Origin of the sequence: Haloarcula terrestris (assembly GCF_031624315.1) — an archaeon.
Taxonomy (GTDB): Archaea; Halobacteriota; Halobacteria; order Halobacteriales; family Haloarculaceae; genus Haloarcula; species Haloarcula terrestris.
Genome location: NZ_JAMQOM010000001.1, coordinates 442,434 through 455,460, shown reverse-complemented (window position 1 = coordinate 455,460; position 13,027 = coordinate 442,434). Strand labels below are relative to the sequence as shown.

Here is a 13,027-nt window from a genome sequence, read left to right as displayed (position 1 = left end):
AGTATGGAACAGGCCGTCCACCTCGATGGTATCACAAAGCGGTTCCCGGGGGTCGTCGCGAACGACGACGTTGATCTGGCGGTCGAGAAAGGGACGGTCCACGCACTGCTCGGCGAGAACGGTGCGGGCAAGACCACCCTGATGAACGTCCTCTACGGGCTCTACCAGCCCACCGAGGGAACGGTCACCGTCCACGGCGAAACCCAGCAGTTCGACTCGCCGCGCGACGCAATCGACGAAGGCGTCGGCATGATCCACCAGCACTTCATGCTAGTCGATCCGATGACCGTCACCGAGAACATCACCCTCGGCAACGAGCCCCGCAAGTGGCTCGGACTCACCGTCGACCGCGAGCAGTCCCGACAGCAAGTCCGTGAACTGTCCGAACGGTACGGCTTCGACGTTGACCCCGACGCCCGTATCGAGGATGTCGGCGTCGGCGTCCAGCAGCGCGTCGAGATCCTCAAAGCCCTCTACCGCGGCGCAGACGTGCTGATTCTGGACGAACCCACGGCAGTCCTCACACCGCAGGAAGTCCAGGACCTCTTTCGCGTCCTCGAAGAGCTGACCGACCAGGGCAAGACGATCATTTTCATCACGCACAAACTCGGCGAGGCCATGGAGGCCGCTGACGAGATCACCGTCCTCCGCGAGGGCAAAAACGTCGGGACGGTCCCGACCGACGACATCACCCGCGAGGAACTGGCCGAGATGATGGTCGGCCGCGAAGTCCTGCTTGACCTCGACCGCAAGCCCGCCGAGCCGGGCCGGCCTGTCCTCGATGTCGAAGACCTCGTCGTGGAGGACGACCGTGGCGTTCGTGCGGTCGACGGCATTTCGCTCGAAGTCCGGGCGGGCGAAGTGCTCGGGATCGCTGGCGTCGACGGGAACGGGCAGTCGGAGCTGGTCGAGGCGATCACCGGCCTGCAGTTGCCCGACGAGGGGACGATCACGTACGACGGCGCCGACCGGACCACCGACAGCCGCCGGGAGCGAATCGAGGCCGGGATGGCCTACATCCCCGAGGACCGCCAGGAGCGGGGGCTGGTGATGGATTTCGACCTCGTCGAGAACGGCCTGCTGGGGAGTCAGCACGCGCCCGACTACACTTCGAACGGACGGATCGACTGGGACCACACGCGCGACCACGCGGAGGAGATTATCGAGGAGTACGACGTTCGGCCCCCAAACGCCGACGCCCACGCGAAGTCTCTTTCGGGGGGTAATCAGCAGAAGTTCGTCGTCGGCCGGGAGTTCGCGCGGGACCCGCGTCTCGTCGTTGCCTCCCACCCCACCCGCGGCGTCGACGTGGGGTCGATGGAGTTCATCCACGACCGGATCAACGCCCTTCGGGAGGCGGGCCGGGCCGTGTTGCTCATCTCCTCGAACCTCGATGAGGTCCAGTCGCTTTCGGACCGCCTCGCCGTCATCTACGAGGGCGAGATCATCGACATCGTCGACCCCGAGCGCGTGACCGAGGAGCAACTCGGCCTATTGATGGCCGGCCAGCAACCTGAGGCCGTGCCGACTATCGCAGCCGACGGGGAGGGCCGGCAATGAGCGACGACGGCCCGCCACAAGACGGCGACGACCCGCCCACACCGGACACGGACGGCCGGTGGGCTCAGTACCGACAGCGACTCATCAGGCTAGGTCAGACTTCGGTCGGCGAGCGGGTTCTTATCGCCGTCTCGGCGCTGTTGCTTTCTATCGTCGTCGGGACGGTGCTCGTCACCGCCGCGGGGCTGATGGCGACCTGTCGGTCCCCGGTGCTGACGGTCGGCTCCACGACGCTGTGTTACGACCCGTTCTACGTGTTCAATCGGCTGTTCCTCGGGGCGCTGGGCGACCCCTTCGTCGGCGGCTGGTCGCCGCTGAACGCGCAGTTCGCGGCGACGCTTCGGGAGACGACGATTCTGGTGTTTACCGGGCTCTCGGTGGCACTGGCGTTCCGTGCTGGCATCTTCAATATCGGGACCCAGGGGCAGCTTATCATCGGCGCGCTGGCGGCCGCACTGACGGTACTGTGGGCCGGTTCGCTGGTCTCGGGAACGCTCGCACTCGTCCTGCTGATTCCGGTCGGGCTGCTCGCCGGCGCGGTCGGGGGCGGCTTCTACGGCGCGATCCCCGGCGCGTTGAAGGCTTACGCCGACGCCAACGAGGTCATTACCACGATCATGCTCAACTTCGTCGCCGTGCGGGTGACGCTGTATCTCGTCCGGAACCACTTCGCCGATCCGACGAGTCAGGCGACACAGACTCGGACGCTGCCCATCGAGGGACAGTTCCCCTCGATTCTGTTCGACCCGCGGACCGACTTCTCCCTGCTCGCGCTCCTGCTTGCCCTTGCGTTCGTTGGCGGCGTCTACTATCTGCTCGAACACACCGCCTTCGGCTACGATCTGCGGACCGCCGGTATCCAGCCCGCGGCCGCGGAGTACGGCGGCGTCGACTCCGCCCGCACGATCCTGACCTCGCTGACGCTGTCCGGCGCGCTCGCCGGCGTCGGCGGGGCCGTATTCGTGATGATGACTCTCGGGAAGTTCCAGACCGGCATCCCGAGCTACGGCTTCGACGGGATCACCGTCTCGATTCTCGCCGGCAACAACCCTATCGGGGCCGTCTTCGCCGCGCTCCTCTTTGGCGTCCTCAAGTCCGGCTCGAACGTGGTGGCCTTCGCGACGGACGTGCCGCCACAGCTCGTGGGCGTCCTCCGGGGGCTCATCATCCTGTTCGTCGCGATGCCGGAGTTCTTCCGCATCATCGGCCGCCGGCTCGCAACGGGACAGGGCGACAGACAGGCCACCGCGACCGCGGGAGGTGGTGCCGATGACTAACGACAACGCTATGGACCGCCTCCGCTCGGCCTCGGGCCGGCTGTTCATCGCTGCTGTCGCGTTGCTCACACTCGTTGCGCTTGCTGGATTCGGCCTCCTCGCGCCTGAATCGACGCCCGGCCAGATCTTCTGGGTGCTGGCCTCGAAGTCGACGCTGTCCTCGACGCTGCGGCTCTCGGTCCCGATCGTGCTGGCCGCGCTCGGTGGCATTTTCGCCGAAAAGAGCGGCATCATCAACATCGGGCTCGAAGGCCTGCTCATCATCTCGGCGTTCGCGGCCATCTTCGGTGCCGATGTCACCGGCTCGCTATGGCTGGGCTTTCTTGTCGGGATCGTCGCGTCGACGCTGCTCGCGGGCGTGTTCGCCGTCGTCTGCATCGAGTTCCGCGCCGACCAGATCATCGCCGGGCTGGCCGTCTGGCTCATCGCGCTCGGGCTCGCTCCCTTCGCTTCACAGGTGTTCTACGGCGGTCCCAACACCAGCAGCGTCGGCACCTTCGACACGATAACGGTCCCGACGCTGGCCGACATCCCGTTCTTCGGCGCGCTGTTCGACGCCTCGCCCGCAGTCTACATCATGTTCCTCGCCGTGGCGGCGTCGTGGTACGTGCTGAACCGCACGACCTTCGGCCGCTGGGTCCGGGCCGCCGGCGAGAACCCGAAAGCGCTGGACACCGCTGGCGTCGACGTGTCCCGCGTCCGATACGCCGCCGTCCTCCTCTCCGGCGTCCTCTCGGGGATGGGCGGGGCCGCGCTGGCGATCAACATCGGCCAGTTCTCCGGGAACGGCCCGACGATGGTCAACGGCAAAGGATTCATTGCCATCGTTGCGTATCTCTTTGGCAACTACAACCCCGTCGGTGCCTTGCTGTCGACGACGCTGTTTGCCGGGCTCGAAGCCATCCAGATCCGGTTCCAGTCGGGCGATATCCTGGCGATTCCGAACTCGCTGGTCCAGACGATTCCGTTCCTCGCCGTCATTGTCGTTCTCGCCTTGGTGGGCAAAACCCGCCTGCCTGAAGCCGCTGGCGACCATTACGAGTCCGGCGAGGAATGAGCTAGGAACAATCTTCTCTGGAGTGGTATCTCTTCTCAGCAGTCGTTCCACGTGAGGAAATGCGAACAACCACTGTCTCACTACAACTCGATACCTTTCATAGCCGAACACTGATGAGGGCGGCAGGCACAGGAGCAAGTAATAAATGTCGCGTCGATACGACCACGCGCGGGTCCAGGAGTACTGGCAGCAGGTCTGGGAGCGGGAGGGGGTCTTCGAGTGCCCAACAGACGCCGCCGACCCGACCTACGTGCTGGGGATGTTCCCCTACACCTCCGGCTCGTTGCACATGGGACACATCCGGAACTACGCCATCACCGACGCGTACGCCCGGTATCGGCGGATGGCCGGTGACGATGTGCTCCACCCGATGGGGTGGGACGCCTTCGGCCTGCCCGCGGAGAACGCCGCCTACGAACGGGACACCGACCCCGAGTCCTGGACCCGGACGTGTATCGACCAGATGAAAGACGACCTCCGGGAGATGGGCTTTGGCTACGACTGGTCCCGGGAGATCACGACCTGCGACCCCGAGTATTACCAGTGGAACCAGTGGCTGTTCACCCAGTTCTACGACGAGGGGCTGGTGGACTACGGCGCAGCGACGGTGAACTGGTGTCCGGACTGCGAGACGGTGCTTGCCGACGCGCAGGTCGAGACGCCGCCAGATGCGAGCGATTCGGGCAGTAATCACAGCCACACCCACGGCGGCGGCGTCTGCTGGCGCTGCGGGACCGGCGTCGAGCAACGCGATCTCGACCAGTGGTTCTTCGCCATCACCGACTACGCCGAGGACCTGTATCGTGGGCTGGATGACCTGGCGGGGTGGCCCGACGGCGTGCGGGACAGCCAGCGCAACTGGATCGGTCGCCAGGAAGGAGCCCGAGTATCGTTCGCCGTCGGCCACGACGACCACGACACTGTCGAGGCATTCACGACACGGCTCGACACGGTGTACGGCGCGACGTATCTGGCGCTGTCGCCGGGCCACGACCTCGCGCGGGCGCTGGCCGACGAGGACGACGCCGTCGCCGAGTACGTGGAGTCGGTGGCGAGTACGGACGACGCCGGGATGAGCGGCGTCGAGACGGACCTCACCGCGACCCACCCCTACACCGGCGAGGAGCTACCGGTGTACGTCGCCGCGTACGTACTGGACGACGTGGGCACGGGCGCGGTCATGGGCGTGCCGGCCCACAACGAGCAGGACCACGCCTTCGCCAACGAGCACGACCTGCCCGTCGAGCAGGCTGTCGAACCAGTCGATGGCAGCGGGACGGACCTGCCACACGCGCCCTACACTGACGATGGGATGCTCACGAACAGCGGCGAGTACGACGGCCTCGCCAGTTCCGCCGGCCGCGAGCGACTGCGCGAGCACGAGGCCGCCGAGTCCGCGGTGACCTATCGCCTGCGGGACTGGCTCATCTCCCGGCAGCGCTACTGGGGGACGCCGATCCCCATCGTCCACTGCGACGACTGTGGCCACGTCCCCGTGCCCGAGGAGGACCTGCCGGTGGAACTGCCCGACTACGTGCAGACAACGGGCAACCCCCTCGATGCTGCCGACGAATGGAAACAGACCACCTGTCCCGACTGCGGGGCCGACGCGGTGCGGGAGACGGATACGATGGACACCTTCGTCGACTCCTCGTGGTACTTCCTCAGGTACCTCTCGCCGCACTTCGAGGGCGCTCCCTTCGACCAGGAAACCGCCGACGAGTGGCTCCCCGTCGACGTGTACGTCGGCGGCGAAGAACACGCGGTGCTGCACCTGCTGTACATTCGATTTTTCACTCGCGCCCTGTCGGATATCGGCCTGCTGGACCGCGAGGAGCCGGTCGAGCGGCTCATCAATCAAGGGACGGTGCTTCACAGCGGCGAGAAGATGTCCAAGTCCAAGGGCAATGACATCGCGCCCCACGAGTACGGGGCCGAGACGACGCGGCTGTTCGTCCTCTCGGCGGCCCACCCCTCCCAGGACTTCGAGTGGACCGTCAAGGACGTTTCGACGGCCTACGACTTCCAGCAGACGCTGTACCGGCTGGTCGCCGAGTACACCGACACAACCGAGACCCGGACCGAGAGTACCGACCACGACGCGTACTTGGAGCGGGAGATCGACCGGACAATCGCGGCCGTCACCGAAGAGTACGACCGCTTCCGCTTCCATCGCGTCGTCAGCGAACTCCAGCGCTTTGCCCGCCTGCTCGGGCGCTACGCGGGCTATGACCGGCCCTACCAGTTCGCCTACAGCCGCGGCCTGCGAGTGCTCGCCGCGCTGGTCGCGCCGATTGCGCCGTTCCTCGCCGAGGAGATGTGGCAGCTCCTCGATGAGGACGGACTCGTCGCCGAGAGCCGCTGGCCCGAACCGCTCCGGGACGTGGACGACTACCGCATCGAGCGACAGGTCGTCCGCCGGACGCTCGACGACGTGCGCGAGATCACGGAGGTCGTCGACATCGAGGCCCCGAACGAAATCGAACTCGTCGTCGCCGCCGACTGGAAGTACCGTGCCTACGAGATCGCCCGCGAGTCCGATCCCGACGACGCCATCGTCGGGGAAATCATGGCCGACGAGGACATCAAAGGGCACGGCGACGCGGCCGCCGAGTTCGCCGACCGTCTTGCCGACCGCGGGGCGGGCCTGGAACCGATCATCGACGGCGAGCGCGAACTCGGCGTACTCCAGCAGGCCGTGTGGCTGTTCGAAGACGAGTTCGAGTGTAGCGTTGTTGTCCGGCGAGCATCACCGGACGACGATCTCGCGGCCAAAGCGCGGCCGAACAAGCCCGCGATCCACATTTCCTGACTACTCGGTCGCGGCTGCCGTTTCATCCCGAGCGGCTTCGTGGGCGGCAGTCACCGCGTCGAGCAGTCGGTCCCGCCGCTCGTGGTATCGCAGGTGCGAGCGACAGTCACAGTCCGAGCAGCCGAAGGAATCGACGCGGTCGAACCCCGCTGTCGACCCGCCAATTCGCTGGGCGACGGCGCATTCCACGTCGGCCTCGGTCGTGACGACCCGCTCGATGGTGGTCGTCGTGTCGCCAAGCAGGTAGTCAATGTGCCAGTGGCGGGTGTCGTTGTCGCCGGCGGCGACCGCGCGGTGGCGGTCGATGCGGCTGAAGCCGCCGCTACCCAGTGCACTCCCGGTGTAGGCGTACCAACCCGCCGGAAACTCGATCTCGCCGAGTGCACCGACCGTGATCGGTCCGCTGGCGTCCCGTTTGAGCACCAGCGTGTAGGTGCCACCGGCCATGTGTCCGCTCAGGTCCCGATGTCGGGATCGGCCGCGAGGTCGCCGAACCCGTCGATGCGGAACTCCCGGGAGTCGGTGCAGTCCTCGTTCTCGGCGGCGAGTTCGCCGACGACCCAGTTGAACCGGCGGCCGAAGTCGTCGTAGGGCGCGTCCGCGAGCAGGTCGGTAACGCGGTCGCTGGTCAGGTCCTCGTCGTACTCCTCGGCGAAGGCGGCGATGTTCTCGGCGGCTGTCTGTGCGACTTCCTCGTCGGTCTCGTCGGCGAACGCCGCGGCGAGCGTCTCGCTCAGTTCTGACATACACGAGTAGACGTGACGACGCCACGTATGCGTTCTGAAACGACGTGGGCGGCCGAGCGTTTCTTGTATCGCGGGCGACAATACCGGACCGATGAAGCCGCTGCGTAACAGCCCCACTGTGGTCACGCTGGCCGTCATTGTCGGTGTGTTCCTCGCCCAGCAGGCCGTCGGCGTGGTGACCGCCCCGCGGGGCCTGTTTGCCCTCTCGCCCCCGCTGCTTGCTCGCCCGTGGACGCTCGTCACCAGCGTGTACGCACACGCTGGCCTGTCGCATCTCCTCGCAAATGCCGCCGGGTTAGCCCTCGCTGGCATCGTTCTCGAACGTCGGACGACGCCGTTCCGGTTCCACGCCTTCTTCGCCTCGACCGGCGCACTCGCCGGCGTCTCGCAGGTCTCGATAACCAGTCTCCTCGGTCCGCTCATTCCCGGGATGGTCAGCCATGTCTCCGTGCTCGGGGCCAGCGGTGCGGTGTTTGCCCTCTTTGGGTATCTGCTCGCCGCCAACCGCCTGACCGACACCGTCATCGGCGGGTTCGAACTCGCGCCGCGCGTCCAGTTAGCGCTGGCCGGCATCGTCGCCGCCGCGATCACACTCGCCACCGCGAACCCCGGCGTCGCACTCATCGCACATTTCACCGGGCTCTTGATCGGATTCCTCTCCGGCCGTGTCCACCTGCTCCGGCCGACGAACCCGCCACAGACGGCTGATGCCGCGAACTACTGAGCGACGATACATCTTGCCGGATACCTGTCGTGCTCCTCCCGGTGGCACGTAGTTGGTAAGTGCTACCAAATAACTCGGATGCGTAGGACAAGGGGATGGCACGGAGTCGTTGGGTTGGGACACTGGTAGTCGCGGCGCTGCTGGTACTCGCCGGCTGTGGCGGGTTCGTGGCGAACGGCGTAGACGGCGGCGCGGACCCGCCGACCGTCACCGAGACGGCAACGGCGGACAACACGTCGTCGAGCGCGGCGAACGGGACGCTTGAGGTCCACTTCATCAACGTCGGCCAGTCAGTGGCGACCCTGCTGATTAGTCCTGACAACGAGACGATGCTCATCGACTCCGGTGACTTCACCGACGACGGGGAGTACGTCCTGCAGTACCTCGACCGGCAGGACATCGACCGCATCGACCACTTCGTCGTCTCGCACAACGACGCCGACCACATCGGCGGCAACGCGGCCGTTATCAGGCACTACGAGACCGAGGAAAACGGCGTCGGCGTGGTGTACGACCCCGGTATCGCCGCGAGCACGCAGACCTACGAGCGGTACCTCGACGCTGTCGAAGCCCACAATGTGACACTGTACGAGACGCGCGAGGGCGACCGGATACGGTTTGCGGGCGTCGAGACGACCGTTCTCGGCCCGCCGGAGCCGTACCTCGAAAACGAGGCCCGCAACGAGAACAGCATCGTCCTCCGGGTCGAACACGGCGAGACGAGCTTTCTGTTCCCCGGCGATGCCGAAGATGACCAGGAGGCGTACCTCGTGGAGACGTACGGAGCGGCGCTCGGGTCGACGGTGCTGAAAGCCGGACACCACGGCAGCGCGTCCAGTACGAGCGGGCCGCTGCTGGACGCCGCCGACCCCCGGACTGTCATCGTATCGAGCGCCTACGACTCGCAGTACGGCCACCCGAGCAACGAGACGCTCGGGCGGCTCGCGGCGCGGTCGATTCCGACCTACTGGACGGCGACCCACGGCGACACCGTCCTGACCAGCAACGGGACCGCCGTGACCGTCAGCACGCAGCGGGCAGCGCCGACCGACCCGCTGGCGCTGCGTTCCGGGGACCCGATTACGCCCGGTGCGACCGACTCCGTTTCCCAGCGGGCGACCTATCTTGCCCGCTCGTCCACGCGGACCGATACGCCGGGCGCAACTGACACGCCCGTCGCGACTGACGGCGGAACACCCACCGAGAACACGAGCGGCGACCTCGTTATCGACCGGGTTCGCGCCGACGCGGCCGGCGACGACCGGGACAATCTCAACGACGAGTACGTGGTGTTCCGGAACGCGGGCGCGGAGCCGCTGGCGATGGGCGGCTGGACGGTCGCCGATGCAGCCGGTCACACCTACACCGTCCCTGACGGATTCACCCTCGAACCGGACGATACCGTGACCCTCCACACCGGCAGCGGCACCGACACGGACACCGACCTTTACTGGGGGTCGGGGCGTCCCATATGGAACAACGGCGGCGACACAGTGACCGTGACCGACGCCGACAACGAAACCGTGCTGGAACGGAGTTACTGATGCTACCTGATGGAACCCACACCGCCGTCGTCGACCGAATCGAGGACGGCATCGCTACGCTGGAAGTGGACGCCGAGGACGGGCTGTACGCACTCGAAATCGCGGCGGCCGAACTGCCGGCCGAGGCGCAAACAGCCGATGCGGTTCTGGAGATAACTGTCGAGGAGTCGGCGCTTGCGGACGTGATGTACGAACCCGACGAAACCGCCGACCGGTCGAACGAGGCCCAGCGTCGGTTCGACCGGCTATCGAAGCGGCCGCCGCGGGACGGCGACGACGACACGTAAGGTCGTCCACGACTTCGTAGGTGCTTGGTAACAATATGGATTGAACGCGTAGCTTGGCACATGTGGGACAGTGACATACAGACGACCGATCCACCGCTCGGGAAGTGTCCGGTATGCGACGTGACGATTCCCGCGGCGAACCTCGTCGTCGCGTACGACACAGACGGTGATTGGCCGCGGATGATCGCCGAATGTCCGGACTGTACGGACGCCGTGAATCCGGTGTGATATCTCGCCGAAACGATCTGACAGTCCGAGGAGGTGTGAATACACATAGATGCCCCGGAGCAGGCGCCTATATGTGTAGTAACCACCGATTAGGCGTGGTATACTGTTGTTTCAGCCAATGATACCGAGACCAGATAGGGTGAGAGACGGTGGGGTCATCGAGCGGCGATAACCCCCAGATACCCCACCGGGGCGACGCCGACAGGCTGCGACCGACGAACACCGGCCGATATCTCGATATACTTGCGTTTGCGGGCCGCGGGCTCTGGACCCTGACACTCGCTGGCATCCGACCGTTCGCGTTCTGGGGGGCTGTGTTACTACCACTGGTGTATCTTCCGTCGCTCTACGGTGTCGGAACGGGACAGGACACGGCGCTGTTTGTCGAACTCGCCGTCTGGCACGTCGCCTCAATCGTTCTCGGGCATGGACATACGCCCTTTTGGAGTCGATAGCTCGACAGTCCCGACCTTGCTGGGTCACGACGTGACACTGTCACACTCTCACGTTCCACTTGAAACAAAGGGGGTGTGATGATGGTTGTCGCGGTCGGTATCAGCCGACGAAAACACGTTCGTCGAGACGCTCTGTCGCAGTATCGGCCAACGTTTTGAGGTTTACTGTGTCCTCGCGGTTGTACGACACCAGTGTTTCGAGTGCACCGTCGCGGCCCTGTTCGTGTTCCCGCCAGAGCCGCACCGCGTCCCGGCCCGAGATGTCCGGCCGGTCCCGCTCGATACCGATGTCTTTCTCGACCTGCTTGAGGCCGCCGGAGAGCCCGATTTTCTTGCAGGTGTACATCAGGTCGAGATGCGGCCGGTCGAGATCGATGTCGAAGTTCGATTCGAGGAAAGGCACGTCGAAGCGCTTGCCGTTGAACGTCACTAGCAGGTCCGCCCCGTTAAAGGCGGCCCGGAGGTTCTCAGCAGTCAGGTCGTCGCCGGCGACGAGCGTCTGTGTCTCCCCGTCCTGATGGAGGCTAACCGTCGTTACCTGGTTTCGGTCCTGGTCAAGTCCCGTAGTCTCGATATCGAAAAAGCAGGCCCGCTCGCGGAAGGTCTCGTACAGCCGCCAGCGCTCGCTGCTGGGAAACGCGTGATCGAAGTAGGTCACGTCGGTCTCGGCGACCCGGTCCCGTCCCTCGTCGATGAACTGCTGGATCCGGTCGCCGCGCTGGCCGCCGACGACGGACGGTTCGAACTCGTCCCAGTGGGTCACGCCCTGCTCCCAGATGGACCGCTCGGTCTTCTCCCCGACGCCGTCGGTACCGATGAAACTGTTCTCGACGCGCACGCTCTCGGGTACAGGCTGGGCTGTATGTAAGGCCGTCGGTGCGGGTGACAAGCGGTCGGGGCGTCCTGTCCTGGCCTACCGTCCACACATCGGAAGGATGCTGTCGTACGCTGACTGACTTTCTATGGGTACGACAACTGTGCTGTCGCAGCTATCACACACCGACTGGGGCTGGTCGAACGTCCGCTCACAGAACGGACAGACGAACCGCGCCGGGTCCGGGGTTTCGGATAGAGACATGGCTTCCCAAGGTGGCCCGTATATGAGTAGTCAGCCGCTAGGTGTATGCTTTGCCTGCGATTCTGTTGCTATTTGTATAGCTGCTCCCTCGCTGTGGTGCTTCGTATCGAGCGAAAACACGAAACCGAGCGCCGCCACACTGTAGGTCATGACGACGTTTCTACTCGCCACCAGTTCCGTTCACGTCACCGCCGCGGCCGCTGACTACCTGCAGACCCGGCTCGACCCGGCAGGTGACGACGATATCGTCGTAGTCGCCGTCCGCGATCCGGATGCCCCGTCACGCGACGCCGGTGACGCCGTCAACGTCGCCCGCTCTCGACTCGCCGCCTTCATGCCTACGACAGAAACGAAAGCGGGCGACCCCGTGACAGAGATACTGGCGGCCGTCGACGAGCACGACCCGAACGAACTCCTCATCGGCCCGCACCGCGGGATCGACGACAGCAGCGGCGTCGGGTCGACGGCCCGCGAACTGTTGACACGAGTTGACCGCCCCGTCGTCGTCCTTCCGCTCCCCTAGCGGGAGAACAGGCCGTCGTCCTCGAAGGGCAGACCGAGATCGACATCGAGCAGGTCCTCGGCTATCGTTGCGACGGTCGGCGCGACATCGGTATCGGGATCCGTCGCAAGCGGTCTGGGCGCGTCCGGACCGATGTGCGGGACCGTGTGTGCGGCGTCTTCGATAGACTCGCCGTTCTCACCGTGGACACGTGTTGCGATGACGGCTGACGCCGGCGCGCCGATGTCCCGCAGTCGCCCCTGCTGTCTCGGGAGCAGGTCGCTGCCGCGCCGGCTGGCCGGCACTACGTGTGCCCGCCGCTGTGCGGCCGTGACGGCCGCGACGGCCTGATTCGCTGCGACCGGTGGCACATCGAGGAGGACGTGGTCGAACCGTCCGGCCACGTCCTCGATGGCCCGCTCCAGCGTCTGTGCGCTCTCGGCTGTCTTCGCCCGCGCCAGGCGCTCAAACGGCGCGTGGGCCGGACAGAGCGCGACCCGGCCGTCGGCGTCGATGTCCCACTCGAACAGCGCGTCGTCGACCGGCGCGTCACCGACGGCCACCGCGGTCACGTCGGTGTCGAGTTGTCCCCCGATATAGGTCGCCAGCCCCTGTGTGCCGAAGGCTGCGTCGACGACGGCGACGGACCGCCCACCCCGGGCCAGCGTCGCCGCCGTCTCGACTGTCAGCCGTGTCGTTCCAGCCCCACCGGTACATCCCACGAACGCGAGCGTCGAAACCCCCATGCGTCGCTGTT

Annotated in this window: 14 protein-coding genes; 10 read left to right on the top strand and 4 right to left on the bottom strand. The window is 65.7% G+C overall.

Annotated elements, in window-relative coordinates:
- The first annotated feature begins 3 nt into the window (after positions 1 to 3).
- The 4 genes from NDI54_RS02465 to leuS all read left to right on the top strand — a co-directional run bounded on the left by NDI54_RS02465 (position 4) and on the right by leuS (position 6,706).
- Positions 4 to 1,560: an ABC transporter ATP-binding protein gene (locus NDI54_RS02465; protein ID WP_310894896.1), complete on the top strand. Its 1,557-nt coding sequence runs from the start codon at positions 4 to 6 to the stop codon at positions 1,558 to 1,560.
- Entirely contained in the window at positions 1,557 to 2,837 is a 1,281-nt protein-coding gene (locus NDI54_RS02460; RefSeq protein WP_310894895.1) for an ABC transporter permease, read from the top strand. Before NDI54_RS02465 ends, NDI54_RS02460 begins: the two co-directional genes overlap by 4 nt.
- 10 nt (positions 2,838 to 2,847) lie before the next feature.
- Positions 2,848 to 3,894: an ABC transporter permease gene (locus tag NDI54_RS02455; RefSeq protein ID WP_310895141.1), complete on the top strand. Its 1,047-nt coding sequence runs from the start codon at positions 2,848 to 2,850 to the stop codon at positions 3,892 to 3,894.
- Positions 3,895 to 4,039: 145 nt separating this feature from the next.
- Positions 4,040 to 6,706 carry a leucine--tRNA ligase gene (gene leuS, locus NDI54_RS02450; RefSeq protein ID WP_310894894.1) on the top strand — a complete coding sequence of 889 codons (2,667 nt, stop codon included), beginning with the start codon at positions 4,040 to 4,042 and terminating at the stop codon, positions 6,704 to 6,706.
- On the opposite strand, the gene NDI54_RS02445 is transcribed toward leuS, so the two are convergent.
- Both NDI54_RS02445 and NDI54_RS02440 read right to left on the bottom strand, forming a co-directional pair.
- Positions 6,707 to 7,153, bottom strand: a complete 447-nt coding sequence (locus NDI54_RS02445) for a GIY-YIG nuclease family protein (protein WP_310894893.1) — start codon at positions 7,151 to 7,153, stop codon at positions 6,707 to 6,709. It abuts the gene before it with no gap.
- An 8-nt stretch (positions 7,154 to 7,161) separates the two neighbouring features.
- Positions 7,162 to 7,452 carry a hypothetical protein gene (locus NDI54_RS02440; RefSeq protein WP_310894892.1) on the bottom strand — a complete coding sequence of 97 codons (291 nt, stop codon included), beginning with the start codon at positions 7,450 to 7,452 and terminating at the stop codon, positions 7,162 to 7,164.
- A gap of 91 nt (positions 7,453 to 7,543) precedes the next feature.
- Here NDI54_RS02440 and NDI54_RS02435 point away from each other — a divergent pair, with 91 nt between their 5' ends.
- The 5 genes from NDI54_RS02435 (at position 7,544) to NDI54_RS02415 (ending at position 10,690) form a co-directional block, all read left to right on the top strand.
- A complete protein-coding gene (locus NDI54_RS02435) occupies positions 7,544 to 8,176 on the top strand; it encodes a rhomboid family intramembrane serine protease (RefSeq protein ID WP_310894891.1) in 633 nt (210 codons plus the stop codon).
- Positions 8,177 to 8,271: 95 nt separating this feature from the next.
- Positions 8,272 to 9,720: a lamin tail domain-containing protein gene (locus NDI54_RS02430; RefSeq protein WP_310894890.1), complete on the top strand. Its 1,449-nt coding sequence runs from the start codon at positions 8,272 to 8,274 to the stop codon at positions 9,718 to 9,720.
- The gene (locus tag NDI54_RS02425; protein WP_310894889.1) at positions 9,720 to 10,007 is read left to right on the top strand and encodes a DUF3006 domain-containing protein; all 288 of its coding nucleotides are present in this window, start codon (positions 9,720 to 9,722) and stop codon (positions 10,005 to 10,007) included. The genes NDI54_RS02430 and NDI54_RS02425 overlap by 1 nt, the downstream gene beginning before the upstream one ends.
- Before the next feature lie 60 nt (positions 10,008 to 10,067).
- The gene (locus tag NDI54_RS02420; protein ID WP_310894888.1) at positions 10,068 to 10,235 is read left to right on the top strand and encodes a DUF7837 family putative zinc-binding protein; all 168 of its coding nucleotides are present in this window, start codon (positions 10,068 to 10,070) and stop codon (positions 10,233 to 10,235) included.
- Positions 10,236 to 10,384: 149 nt separating this feature from the next.
- The gene (locus NDI54_RS02415) at positions 10,385 to 10,690 is read left to right on the top strand and encodes a hypothetical protein (RefSeq protein WP_310894887.1); all 306 of its coding nucleotides are present in this window, start codon (positions 10,385 to 10,387) and stop codon (positions 10,688 to 10,690) included.
- Between the two features lie 100 nt (positions 10,691 to 10,790).
- Here NDI54_RS02415 and NDI54_RS02410 read toward each other — a convergent pair whose 3' ends face one another.
- Positions 10,791 to 11,528: a ribonuclease H-like domain-containing protein gene (locus tag NDI54_RS02410; protein ID WP_310894886.1), complete on the bottom strand. Its 738-nt coding sequence runs from the start codon at positions 11,526 to 11,528 to the stop codon at positions 10,791 to 10,793.
- Positions 11,529 to 11,916: 388 nt separating this feature from the next.
- On the opposite strand from NDI54_RS02410, the gene NDI54_RS02405 reads away from it, so the two are divergent.
- The gene (locus NDI54_RS02405) at positions 11,917 to 12,291 is read left to right on the top strand and encodes a universal stress protein (protein WP_310894885.1); all 375 of its coding nucleotides are present in this window, start codon (positions 11,917 to 11,919) and stop codon (positions 12,289 to 12,291) included.
- On the opposite strand, the gene NDI54_RS02400 is transcribed toward NDI54_RS02405, so the two are convergent.
- Entirely contained in the window at positions 12,288 to 13,016 is a 729-nt protein-coding gene (locus NDI54_RS02400) for a ParA family protein (RefSeq protein WP_310894884.1), read from the bottom strand. The genes NDI54_RS02405 and NDI54_RS02400 overlap by 4 nt on opposite strands.
- Positions 13,017 to 13,027 lie beyond the last annotated feature (11 nt).